12 protein-coding genes are annotated in these 11,735 nt (G+C 72.7%); 7 read left to right on the top strand and 5 right to left on the bottom strand.

Annotation, left to right across the window (positions count from 1 at the left end):
- The first annotated feature begins 7 nt into the window (after window positions 1-7).
- From ACYQ1L_RS13220 to ACYQ1L_RS13205, 4 genes are read left to right on the top strand one after another with little or no spacing between them, the layout of a single operon-like run.
- Complete coding sequence (locus tag ACYQ1L_RS13220; protein ID WP_460004551.1) at window positions 8-322, top strand: FAD-dependent oxidoreductase; 315 nt, start codon at window positions 8-10, stop codon at window positions 320-322.
- Window positions 268-1,104, top strand: a complete 837-nt coding sequence (locus ACYQ1L_RS13215; protein WP_460004550.1) for an NAD(P)/FAD-dependent oxidoreductase — start codon at window positions 268-270, stop codon at window positions 1,102-1,104. The genes ACYQ1L_RS13220 and ACYQ1L_RS13215 overlap by 55 nt, the downstream gene beginning before the upstream one ends.
- Window positions 1,101-1,529 (top strand): Rieske 2Fe-2S domain-containing protein, encoded by a 429-nt coding sequence (locus ACYQ1L_RS13210; protein ID WP_460004549.1) that lies wholly within the window; start codon window positions 1,101-1,103, stop codon window positions 1,527-1,529. The genes ACYQ1L_RS13215 and ACYQ1L_RS13210 overlap by 4 nt, the downstream gene beginning before the upstream one ends.
- A 49-nt stretch (window positions 1,530-1,578) precedes the next feature.
- Window positions 1,579-2,382 carry a carbon-nitrogen hydrolase family protein gene (locus ACYQ1L_RS13205; RefSeq protein ID WP_460004548.1) on the top strand — a complete coding sequence of 268 codons (804 nt, stop codon included), beginning with the start codon at window positions 1,579-1,581 and terminating at the stop codon, window positions 2,380-2,382.
- Window positions 2,383-2,423: 41 nt separating this feature from the next.
- Here the strand turns inward: ACYQ1L_RS13205 and ACYQ1L_RS13200 are convergent, their stop codons facing one another.
- A complete protein-coding gene (locus ACYQ1L_RS13200) occupies window positions 2,424-3,632 on the bottom strand; it encodes an aminotransferase class I/II-fold pyridoxal phosphate-dependent enzyme (protein ID WP_460004547.1) in 1,209 nt (402 codons plus the stop codon).
- Window positions 3,633-3,730: 98 nt separating this feature from the next.
- On the opposite strand from ACYQ1L_RS13200, the gene ACYQ1L_RS13195 reads away from it, so the two are divergent.
- The 3 genes from ACYQ1L_RS13195 to ACYQ1L_RS13185 all read left to right on the top strand — a co-directional run bounded on the left by ACYQ1L_RS13195 (window position 3,731) and on the right by ACYQ1L_RS13185 (window position 8,068).
- Window positions 3,731-5,182, top strand: a complete 1,452-nt coding sequence (locus ACYQ1L_RS13195; RefSeq protein WP_460004546.1) for a S1C family serine protease — start codon at window positions 3,731-3,733, stop codon at window positions 5,180-5,182.
- 133 nt (window positions 5,183-5,315) lie between these two features.
- A complete protein-coding gene (locus tag ACYQ1L_RS13190) occupies window positions 5,316-6,617 on the top strand; it encodes a CDP-glycerol glycerophosphotransferase family protein (protein WP_460004545.1) in 1,302 nt (433 codons plus the stop codon).
- On the top strand, window positions 6,614-8,068 hold the full coding sequence (locus tag ACYQ1L_RS13185; RefSeq protein WP_460004544.1) for a CDP-glycerol glycerophosphotransferase family protein: 1,455 nt from the start codon (window positions 6,614-6,616) through the stop codon (window positions 8,066-8,068). The genes ACYQ1L_RS13190 and ACYQ1L_RS13185 overlap by 4 nt, the downstream gene beginning before the upstream one ends.
- Before the next feature lie 43 nt (window positions 8,069-8,111).
- On the opposite strand, the gene ACYQ1L_RS13180 is transcribed toward ACYQ1L_RS13185, so the two are convergent.
- From ACYQ1L_RS13180 to ACYQ1L_RS13165, 4 genes are all read right to left on the bottom strand, one after another.
- The gene (locus ACYQ1L_RS13180) at window positions 8,112-9,218 is read right to left on the bottom strand and encodes a glycosyltransferase family 2 protein (protein WP_488199507.1); all 1,107 of its coding nucleotides are present in this window, start codon (window positions 9,216-9,218) and stop codon (window positions 8,112-8,114) included.
- Between the two features lie 102 nt (window positions 9,219-9,320).
- Window positions 9,321-9,626, bottom strand: a complete 306-nt coding sequence (locus ACYQ1L_RS13175; RefSeq protein ID WP_460004543.1) for a hypothetical protein — start codon at window positions 9,624-9,626, stop codon at window positions 9,321-9,323.
- A 102-nt stretch (window positions 9,627-9,728) separates the two neighbouring features.
- A complete protein-coding gene (locus ACYQ1L_RS13170; RefSeq protein WP_460004542.1) occupies window positions 9,729-10,724 on the bottom strand; it encodes a hypothetical protein in 996 nt (331 codons plus the stop codon).
- A gap of 90 nt (window positions 10,725-10,814) precedes the next feature.
- A complete protein-coding gene (locus ACYQ1L_RS13165) occupies window positions 10,815-11,507 on the bottom strand; it encodes a phosphocholine cytidylyltransferase family protein (protein ID WP_045249181.1) in 693 nt (230 codons plus the stop codon).
- Window positions 11,508-11,735: the final 228 nt, after the last annotated feature.

The raw sequence follows: 11,735 nt of genomic DNA, 5'->3' as shown, positions 1-11,735 counted from the left end.
GTTCCCGATGTCCCTCGTCGACGGGGGAGGGAAGGCCGGGGCGCTCATGGACTCTCTCTGGATCGACGGGCGCACGTTCCCGACCCTCGACCCGTGGGACTCGGGCGCGCACGCCGATTCCGTGGTGGTGGGAGGGGGCCTCACCGGCCTCGTCACCGCACTTCTGCTCGCCCGTGCGGGCATGAGCGTGACGGTGCTCGAGGCGCACCATGTCGGAGCGCTGACCACGGGCCGCAGCACCGCCAAGCTCAGCCTGCTCCAGGGGGAGTGCTCTCCAGCATCCGACGGCACTTCTCGGCACGCGTGGTCGAGGCGTACGTGACGGCCAACCGCGAGGGGCAGGCGTGGATGCTGCGCTACCTCGCCGAGTGCGACGTGCCCGTGCAGCGCCGTGACGCGTTCACGTACGCACGCACGTTCGAGGGCGCCGCGGACCTGGACCGCGAGCTCGAGGTCGCGCGCGCCGCAGGTCTGGACGTGGAGCGGATCGACGAACCGGGGCTGCCGTTCCCCACGCACGGCGCCCTGCGCCTCGCAGATCAGGCCCAGCTCGACCCGATCGCCGTCGTGTTCGCCCTCGCCGAGGAGCTGCGGGCGCGCGGAGCCCGGATCGTGGAGCGCACCCCGATGCGCGGCGTGGACGACGAGTCGCCGGCCACCATCGTCACCGCCCGCGGGACGATGACGGCCGACCACGTCGTGCTCGCGACCGGGACCCCGATCCTCGATCGCGGCCTGTACTTCGCGAAGCTGGTGCCGCTGCGCTCCTACGCGGCCGCCTACCGGGTTCCCGGGGACGAGGTCCCGCGCGGCATGTACCTGTCGATCGACGCGCCCCACCGCTCGCTGCGCACCGCGGAGGCCGGCGGGCGCCCCCTCCTGCTCGTCGGAGGCAACGGGCACATCGTGGGCAGGGCGGCCTCCGCGAAGGAGCGCCTCGACGAGCTGGACGTCTGGACGCGCGAGGCCTTCCCCGGCGCGGAGCGGACGCACGGCTGGTCGGCCCAGGACTACCGCTCGGTGAACAGGGTCCCGTTCGTGGGATCCCTGCCGCGCGGTCATGACCGGATCTTCGTCGCCACGGCTACGGGAAGTGGGGCATGACGAACGCGGTGGCCGCGGCGCTCAGCCTCTCCGCGGAGATCCTCGGCGGTCGGCTGCCCTGGGCGGACACGCTCCACCACCGGGTGACCCATCCCGCGACGCTCGGCGCGGGCGCACGGTTCAACGCCGGGGTGGTGCGCGAGGACGTCAAAGGCTGGGTGCGCGCGGAGACCGCCCGGCCCGAGGAGCCGGCGGAAGGCCAGGGGACGATCCGCCGGGTGAGCACGGGCCCGGTCGCGGTCTCCCGCGTCGACGGCACGTGCCGCGGCGTCTCCGCCGTGTGCACCCACCTCGGCGGGATCGTGACGTGGAACGACGCGGAGCGCACGTGGGACTGCCCGCTGCACGGTTCGCGATTCCGCCCGGACGGTGCGCGGATCGAGGGCCCGGCCACGGAGGACCTCGCGGCAGAGCCCGAGCGGTGACCGGCGCGCATGCGGTGTCGGCGGCGTGGGAGTGCGCGATGATGGACCCATGACCGCCGGATCCGTCCTCGTCGCCGTCTGCCAGTTCGCTCCCGTCGCGGATCGCGCGGCGAACCGCGGACGCATCGGCGAACTCGTCGCACGTGCGGCGGAGCGGGGCGCGCGGCTGGTCGTGCTGCCCGAGTACTCGAGCTACTTCGTGGATCCCCTGGATGAAACCCTCGCCGCGAACGCGGAGCAGCTGGACGATGTCTTCACCGCGGAGCTGAGCCGTCTCGCCGCAGAGCACGACGCGGTCATCGTCGCCGGGCTCGTGGAGCGCGCGGACGGCGGACGCATCCGCAACGGCGTCGTCGCCGTCGGCGCCTCGGGGATCCTGGCGGTCTACCGGAAACAGCATCTGTACGACGCGTTCGGGCAGACCGAGTCGACCTGGATCGAGCCGGGCGAGGTCGGGGACGCTGCCACGTTCGTCGTCGACGGACTGAGGTTCGGGCTGATGACCTGCTACGACCTGCGGTTCCCGGAGGTCGCGCGCACCCTCGTCGACGCCGGCGCGGACGCGCTCGTCGTCCCGGCGGAGTGGGTGCGCGGTCCGCTCAAGGAGCACCACTGGACGACCCTGCTCGCCGCGCGCGCGATCGAGAGCACGAGCTACGTGATCGCGGCCGATCATCCCGCCCCGGTGGGCGTCGGCCACTCCGCGGTGGTCGATCCGCAGGGCGTGGTCGTCGCCGGCGTCGGCACGGGGGAGGGGATCGCCGTCGCCGAGCTCGACGCCGGTGCCGTGGCGCGCGTGCGCGAGGTCAACCCGGTGCTGCGGCTGCGCCGTTACCGCGTCGTGCCGCGCTGACCGCATCGACCCCCGCCGGGGACGGGCCGCGTTCCGCCGCCTCAGCGGCCGCGGCGAAGCCCGGCCAGGCGCTCCGCCGCCTCGGCGATCACCTCGGGACGCTTGCAGGCGGCGAAGCGCACCAGGCCTGCGTAGGCGTCGCGGTGCTCCGGCCGCACGAACGCGGTGAGCGGGATCGCCGCCACGCCGATCCGCCCCGGCAGCGCGCGGCAGAACGCATCCGCGTCGGAACCGCCGATCGCCGTGGCGTCCGCGACCGTGAAGTAGCCGCCGTCGGGGCGATGCACCTCGAATCCGGCCGTGGTGAGCCCCTCGGCGAGCAGATCGTGCTTGGCGCGCAGTCGCTCCGCGGCATCCACGAAGAACGCGTCGGGCAGGCGCAGCCCCGCCGCGACCGCCGGCTGGAACGGCCCTCCGTTGACGTAGGTGAGGAACTGCTTCACGCTGAGCACGGCGGTGATGAGCTCGGCGGGACCGTGGATCCACCCGATCTTCCAGCCGGTGACGGAGAACGTCTTGCCCGCGGAGGAGATCGTCAGGGTCCGCTCGGCGGCGCCCGGCAGCGTCGCGATCGGCACATGCGGCGCGGTGAAGGAAAGATGCTCGTACACCTCGTCGGTGACGATGATCGCGTCGTGCTGGTGGGCGAGGCGCACGATCTCGGCGCGCAGCTCGTCGCTCAGCACGGCGCCCGTGGGATTGTGCGGGTCGTTCACGAGGATCACCCGGCAGCGATCCGTCACCGCGCGCGCCAGCTCGTCCGGATCCGGCTGGAACCCCGGAAGGCGCAGCGGGACGGTGCGCAGGGTCGCCCCGGTCAGCGCGGCGATGGCGGCGTAGGAGTCGTAGTAGGGCTCGAACACGACGATCTCGTCATCCGGGCCGTCGACGAGGGCGAGCAGCGCCGCCGCGATCGCCTCGGTGGCGCCCGCGGTCACCAGGATCTCGCGGTCGGGATCCAGGTCGAAGCCGTAGAAGCGGTGCTGATGCTCGGCGACCGCGTGCAGCAGGTCGGGCACGCCGCGACCCGGCGGGTACTGGTTCGCGCCGTCGACGATCGCAGCCCGGGCGGCCTCGAGGACCTCCGCCGGACCGTCCTCGTCCGGGAAGCCCTGCCCGAGGTTGATCGCCCCGGTGCGGGCCGCGAGCGCCGAGATCTCGGCGAAGATGGTAGGGGCGACCTCCCCGGAGGCGGAGAGCAGGCCGGCGCCGGCCGCGGTGCGGCGCCACGCGCCAGGAACGATTCCCATGGCGCCCAGGGTAACGCCATAGCGGAATCTCCCAACGGGCATAAGAAAAACACAGAAACGGTCGTCAGGCTGTAAGGGCAAGGTTCGAAGGAGCAGACATGAACGAGCAGACGCCTCACCCCGACGCCGGACACTCCGTGCCCCCGGCGTTCTCGTCCACCCCCGCAGACAATGCCGCAGCGGCCGGCGCGACGGCCCCCACGACCCCCCTCCCGCCCACCGGCTCCTACGCCCCGCAGGGCCAGACGCAGCCGGGACAGCCGGGAGCGCATCCCGGTGCCGCCTTCGGGGCGGCTGCGGCGCCCGCGTCGACCGCCGAGCCGAAGGTGAAGTCCGGCGTCGGCGGCGGCAAGATCGCCGCCATCATCATCGCCGCAGCCCTGGTCGGCGGCATCGCCGGCGTCGGCGGCGCGGTGGGCTACGGCTCCCTGACGGCCTCCAGCCCCTCGTCGTCCAAGACGGCGGCGGGCCCCAGCACGGTCACGGTGAACAACCCCGAGTCCGTCTCGGAGGCCACCGCGATCGCCGCGAAGGCCGTGCCCTCGGTCGTCACGATCGAGGTCTCCGGCTCCAGCGCCGCCGGCTCCGGATCCGGCATCGTGCTGGACAAGGAAGGTCACATCCTCACCAACGCGCACGTGGTGACCCTCGACGGCGAGGTCTCCGACCCGGCGATCCGCGTGACCACCTCGGACGGTCGCATCCGCGACGCCACCGTGGTCGGGATCGACGCGACGTACGACATGGCTGTCATCAAGGTCAAGGACGGCTCGGACCTGACCCCCATGGAGTTCGCCGACTCGTCCAAGCTCAACGTGGGATCGATGACGGTCGCGGTCGGCGCTCCGCTGGGCCTGTCCAACTCGGTGACCACGGGTATCGTCAGTGCGCTCAACCGCAGCATCCAGATCCAGTCGTCGGCGGCTCCCGCGCCCGGCAACGGCGACCAGCAGCAGAAGCCGAACCAGGACGGCTCGCAGCAGCCTTTCCAGTTCGACATCCCGGGTCGCGGATCCGGCTCGCAGGGCGCGGCGTCCACGATCTCGATCTCGGTGATCCAGACCGACGCGGCCATCAACCCCGGCAACTCGGGCGGCGCGCTGGTCGACAGCGACGGCAAGCTCATCGGCGTGAACGTCGCGATCGCGAGCGCCGGATCCTCGTCCTCCTCGTCGGGGCAGTCCGGCAACATCGGCGTCGGCTTCGCCATCCCGTCGAACATCGCCAAGCGCATCGCGAACGACATCATCTCCGACGGCAAGGCCACGCACGGCCTGCTCGGGGCGACCGTGCAGGACGCCAGCGGGCAGAAGGGCGCCACGGTCGTCGGCGCCGCGATCGCCTCCGTCACCAGCGGCGGGGCGGCGGCCAGCGCCGGCATCCGGGCCGGCGACGTGGTGACCGGCTTCAACGGCAACCCGATCACGGATGCCAGCGATCTCACGGCGCAGGTCCGCTCGGTCGCGGGCGGCAGCTCCGCCACGCTGACCATCGTCCGCGACGGCAAGAGCCAGGACATCAAGGTCACCCTCGGCACGCTCGCCCAGTGACCGGCTGCGCCTGAACCTCGCCTCAGGAAGGACGCCACCTTCGCGACTCCGTCGCGGGTGGCGTCCTTCCTTCTCTGGATCCCTTCGGGATCGGCTCGGTCGGCTGCGCCGACAGGCGCGATAGGCTCGCGGGGTGGCGTCCTTCTCCTTCCGTGCGGGCAACGCCGGCAAGCTGCTGAGGATCCCGCTGTACCTGCTCGGCCGTCTGGGGACTCTCATCGTCCCGCGCGGCCGCAGCTGGGTGATCGGCTGCGGCGCCGGCATCGGCGACGGCGCGCTCGCGCTGTGGCGCGCGGCCGCCGCGGCCGGGCTGGAGCCGCTCTGGCTGACCGGCTCCGAGCGCGAGGAGCGCGATGCCGCTGAGCTCGGCATCCCCGCGACCCCGAAGAACGGGCTGCACGGGTGGTGGGCCACGGCCCGGGCGGGCGTGATCGTCGTCACGCACGGCTTCGGCGACGTCAACCGCTACGCGACGTCGGGGGCCTTCCTCGTCCAGCTCTGGCACGGCATACCGCTCAAGCGCATCGGGCTCGACTCCCCGGCCACCGTGCAGAGCGCCTTCCTTCCCCGCTTCACGCCGCTGCAGCGGCTGCTCGGCCTGCTCTACCGCGGCCAGACGCAGCGCATCGGCCTGCTCCCGGCCGCCTCCGACCGCTCCCGCGGACGCCTGGAATCGGCGTTCGGGCTCGGTGTGCAGCAGGTGCTGGTGACCGGCGAGCCGCGCGTCGACGTGCTCTCCGCCGGAGATCCGGTCACGCGTCGCGCCGACGCGGTCGCGCGCCGCGACGCCGCGGTCGGTCCGGTCCCGGAGGGCGCCCGGGTGGTGCTCTACGCGCCCACCTGGCGCGATGGCGCGCCCGATCCGGCTGTCCCCACGGACGACGAGTGGGCGCGCATCCTCGAGGTGCTCGAGCGCACCGACAGCGTGCTGCTCGTGCGCTCGCACCCCCTCGGCGAGGGGGAGTACCGGCCGCCCGTGCCGACCGACCGGGTGCGCTCGATCGGCTCCGCCGTGGTCGCGGACATCACTCCGGTGCTGCCGGCCGTCGACGTCCTCGTCACCGACTACTCGTCGCTCGCGTACGACGTGGGGCTGCTGTCGATGCCCGTCGTGTATCTCGCGCCGGACCCCGAGGAGTACGCGAGCTCGCGCGGCTTCTACGGCGCGTACGCGGAGGTGGCCGGCGACGACCCCGCCTCCGACTGGACGGCCGCCGCCGCGCAGCTGGAGGCGGTGCTCGCCGACGAGTCGGAGCACGCCCGCCGCGCCGAGCTCTCCCGCGCCCTCAGCGCCCGCATGCACGCGCACCGCGACGGACGCAACACCGCCCGGGTGCTCGCCGCGATCCTCGCCCGCACCGGCGACGCACCGCGCACCACCGCACCGGCGCCCGCCTCGGAGCAGCCGGCCCCCGCATCGAAGGGAACCCCATGACGAGCCGCGTCACGACCGTCCGCGTCGACGAGGAGCAGCAGACGCTGCTGATCGAGGGGGACGGATCCACGCCCGGCGAGGTCGAACTGACCGGACGCCGTGCGGTGGCCGCGGCGTCCGACGTCGTCGCGGGTGAGGACGGCACCTGGCGCGCCGAGCTGCCGCTGCGCGCCTCGCGCTGGGGCGGGGCGGAACTGCCGCTGCCGTCCGGCGACTACGCACTCCTCCTCGACGGCCGCGCGGCCGCCGTCCCCGCCATCGCGACCGTGATGCTGGCCGGACTCCGCGTCGGCTCGACCGGGGGAGACGTGCGCATCGATCCGCCGGTCGACCCGGCGTACGAGACCGCCGAAGGCCGCCTCGCGCTCGAGGGGCGCTATGCGGCGCTGCCGGGCGCCCACGAGAACGCCGTGTTCTTCGAGTCGTTCTACGGGCAGTCGAGCGGCTGCAATCCCGGCGCGATCGACCGGGAGCTCGCCGTGCGCGCCCCCGGTGTCACCCGGTACTGGAGCGTCGTCGACCTCTCCGTCGCGGTGCCCGACGGCGCCATCCCGGTGGTCGAGGGATCTCCGGAGTGGTGGCGGGCCCGCGCCGACGCGCGCCTGCTCATCGTGAACGACTGGCTGCGCCGACGTTTCGACCGCAAGCCCGGGCAGCGCGTCCTGCAGACCTGGCACGGCACGCCGCTCAAGCGCCTCGCCCTGCATCGTCCCGGTCTGCACCCCCGGCGCTGGCTCGCGGTCATCCGGGAGTCGCGGCGCTGGGATGTGCTGCTCGCGCAGAACCCGTACGCCGAGCGCGTGCTGCGCAAGGCGTACGCCTTCCTGCGCCGGCCCGTGTGGGTGGAGGGCTACCCGCGCAACGACGTGCTGACGACGGGCGACCCGGCGCGGATCCGCGCGGCGCTCGGCATCGATCCGGCTGCCCGGGTGCTCCTGTACGCCCCGACCTGGCGCGACGACCGTTCCGAGATCGTCGACTTCGTGGATCCCCGGGCGCTCGCCGACGCGGCCGACGCGGTGGTGCTCGTGCGTGGTCACTCCCGCACGATCCGTCCCGGGCGCGATCACGCCGGATCCCGCGTCATCGACGTCACCGGCTACCCCGACACCGCGGAGCTGCTGCTCGCCGCCGACGCCCTCGTCACCGACTACTCCTCGGTGATGTTCGACTTCAGCGCCACGGGCAAGCCGATGTACTTCCTGGTGCCGGATCTCGAGCACTATCGCGGCAAGCTGCGCGGCTTCTACTTCGACCTCGCCGCCCGCGCGCCCGGGCCGCTGGTGCGCACGCAGGAGGAGCTCGTGGCGGCCCTCTCGGATGTGTCGGCGCTCGCCGAGCATGCGCCGAAGTACGTCTCCTGGCAGGCGCAGTTCAACGGGCGGGACGACGGTTCCGCATCGGCGCGCGTCGTCGACCGGATCCTGGACCTGGGCTGGCTCGACGTCTGAGCGCCCGGGTCCCTGCGCCTGCCGCAGGGCCGGCGCAGGCGGTTCAGGGGAGCGGCGTGTTCCGCGTCCCGAGACGCGACGTGTCGACGGTGTCGTGCGCGCCGCGCAGCACGCCCATGAGGAAGCCCAGGCCCCAGGCGAGGTGCATGGTCGGCAGCACGGCCAGGGTCCAGATGCGCTCACGGGGACTGCGCGGCGGATCCGTCGGGCGGCCGGGGGCGAGCGCCATCGCGATCACGAGCAGCGCGTACGCGATCAGCGGCAGGTACACCACGGAGGCGAGCAGTCCTGCGATGCCGGAGAGCACTCCGGTCAGCTGCAGGATGCCGACGAGGACGGCGAGGACGAGGATCACCAGCAGCGCGGGCGGTGCGAAGAAGCGCAGGCCGTTGCTGCGGCCGTAGCGGCGCACCAGCTCGCCGCGCCACGCGCCGGTCGAGCGGAACTGCCGGGCGAGCCGGATCCAGCTCTCCCGCGGCCAGTAGGTCACGGCCAGCTGCGGATCGAACCACACCGTGTACCCGGCCTGGCGGATCCGCAGGTTCAGCTCCCAGTCCTCGCCGCGGCGGATCGACTCGTCGAACAGCCCCACCTCGTCGAGCACGGCCCGGCGCATGACGCCCAGATAGGCGGACTCCGCGCGGCCCTCGCGCGTGCTTCCGTGGTAGCTGCCGCCGCCGAGGCCGACGGGCGAGTTGTACGCCCGCGCGACCGCGGCCTGGAACGGGGTTCGGCCGTCGGCGCGCATGACGCCGCCGACGTTCGCCGCGCCGGTGCGCTCGAGGGTCTCGATCGCACGCTTCGCGTATCCGGGGGAGAGCTCGGAGTGCGCGTCGACGCGGATGATCGTGGGGTGGCTGCTCGCCCGGATCGCCGCATTGAGGCCGACCGGGATGTCGGCCGCCGGGTTGTGCACGATCCGCAAGCGGGGCTCGGCGACGGCCAGGCGCTCCGCGAGCGCGGTGGTGCCGTCGGAGGAGGGGCCGAGGGCGAGGACCAGCTCGGTGGGGCCGTCCACGTCCTGCGCCAGCACCGACTCCACCGCGTGCTCCAGGTAGGCGCGCTCGTTCAGCACGGGCATCACGAACGACACGCCTGCGCCGGACAGCGGAGTGCCCGCGTCGGGTGCGGACGGGCCGGAACGGTTCACCCGTCGATCCTCGCACGTCCGGCCTGCGAGACCAGCGGGAGACGGATCCGGGCGCGTCGGCCGCCCGCGGGCCCGCGCGGACTTCCGGGGCGCGGGTCGGGCTCACACGACGAAGCGCCACACGTACTCCAGGCCGTCGTCGGGGCGGAACCACGCCAGGGTGACCACGACATCGTCGACGTCGGTGTCGCACAGGCAGATCTCCATCTGCTCGCCCGGGCGCACCCGGCCCCAGAGCAGGGTGCGCCCCGGTTCCGCCGAGGTGCGGGCGAACGCGCGCACGAAATCGACGCCGCCGCCGGCGTTGGTGACGACGGGATGGGTGCGGTCTCGGCGATCGATGATCCACGGCACGGGGTAGGAGGCGTCGGGGAGCCGCGGCGACGGCGGATCAGGGGAGCGGGTCATGCCGGTCAGGCTAGGAACGGCCCCCGACGATCCGACGCGGCGGCTGCCCGATCCCATGGCAGCGGTGCGGAACTTCTCGACCGACCCGGCTGTGCGGACTGGTCAGAGCTCCTGATCGGAAGGCGGCGACGGGTGAAGACCGGGCCCGGGAGCCTCCGGTGCCGACACGGGCGCAGGTCTGCGGCGCGCGGCCTCCACGGCGCGCCGGCCGGCTGCGCCCGCACCGCGTGCTGCGGTGCCGGCGGCACCGGCCACTGCCGCGCCGGCGAGCTGCGCGCCCCGGGCGAGCCGGCGCTCGATGCGCTCGGCGCCCTCCTGCGGCTCGAGCTCGGCGGGCAGCACCTGCGGCGGAACCCCGAACGCGCGGCGCGAGCTGCTCAGCACGCGGCGGCCGAGCACATGGTTGCCCGCGCCGCCGATCACCGCTCCGACGCCGAAGGGCAGAGCCTTGCCGACGAAGGAGGCACCGCCCACGCCGGCGAACTGCTTGATCAGCAGGCTCTTGAGCCGGTCGGCGAGCGGCCCCACGGCCGCGCGAGGGAGGGACTTCGTCACCAGTTCGCCCCAGTAGGCGGAGCGTCCCGCACCCGTGCCCGCGGCCTGGCCGGCGAGCTGACGGATGAGGTCCACCCCCTCCTTGCCGAGCATGAGGGTCATCACGAGCGCCCTGGCGCGGTCGGGGTTCTCGACCGTGATGCCGTGCACCTCGGCGATCGACTGGGCGAACAGTGCCGTCGCCTCGACGAAGCCCGCCGTCTCGACGCCCGAGAGCGCGAGGGTGACTCCGGTGCCGATCCCCGGGATCACGGCCGTCGCGCCGACCGCGGCACCGCCGGTGGTCACCGCGGCCAGGTAGCGCCGCTCCAGCAGCGTGATGATCTGCGCTGGTGTGGCGTCCGGATGTCGCAGCCGGATGCTGCGGATGTGCGCGAGCACGAGCGGACGCTGCACGGCGAGCACGCGGTCGAGCCCGCGGATGTGCATCGGATGCTCGGAGGATCCGGCGGGCGGCAGGCCACCGGCCCACGGCGCGTCGTCGGGAAGCGAGTGGATCCGGTGCGCGGTCCGCTCGTGGCTGCTGCGTTCTCTTCTCCCCATGACCCGAGCCTACGTCGGCGCTGCCTGCAAGATCCCCGCAGACGCGGAGAGCCCGTGCACAGGGCACGGGCTCTCCGGGATCGGGGGCGATCAGACGAACAGGTTCGCCCGCTCCAGGTCCTCGGCGAAGTCGACCTCGACCGCGTACAGGTCGGAGATGTCCATCGGCTCGAGCAGCAGGCCGTTCTCGACGATCGCGAGCTCCAGGCCGCGCTCGAAGTAGTCCTGGTCGTCGACGCGCTGCAGCTGGCGCATGAACGCCTGCTTGTCGCGCGAGGAGATGTAGTTGATCCCGACGGCCTCTCCGATGCCGCCCTTGACCGTCTTGGAGAGCTCCTTGATGTACCCCTCGGCGTCGACGGTGTACTTGACCTCCTCGTCGCTCACCTTGGCGGTGTTGACGGTCACGAAGGACTGGTCGCGCTCGATGAGCGCGATCGCGCGGCCGAGGATGCGCGGGTCGAACACGACGTCGCCGTTCATCCAGAGCACGCCGCTGCGCCCGGTGGCGGCGAGGCCGCGCAGCAGGCTCTTCGAGGTGTTGGTCTGGTCGTAGCGCTCGTTGTGCACGTAGTTCACGTCGGGGAACGCCTCGATGATCGTCTCCGCGCGGTAGCCGACGATCGTCGTGATGCGGACATCGTCGCCGAAGGCCGCGTGGATGTTGTCGTGCTGCTGCTGCATGATGGAGCGTCCGTCGTTGAGCTCAGTCAGCGGCTTCGGGAGGGAGCGCCCGAGGCGCGAGCCCATGCCCGCAGCGAGAATGATGGTCTGAAGAGTCACAGAACTGCTCCTGTCACGTGTGTTCACGGTCTTGTCACCGATGGGACACTTCTTCGTGCCACGACTCATGCTATCGATGCGCCCTGAGCGCAGCATGTGGAGGACGGGCGCGATGCCATTCCGTTATCGACTGCTCGGTGGTTTCCCAGCTTCGCCATGGGCGACATCCTGTGCGCGGGAATGCGTCATCTCCGGTCGCCCGCCGGGTCTTCGCAGCACCGGTTGCTA

It is taken from the genome of Microbacterium xylanilyticum (genome assembly GCF_054654695.1).
Note: the sequence above shows the minus strand (reverse complement) of the source record. Positions and strands in the feature narration are given on the sequence as shown.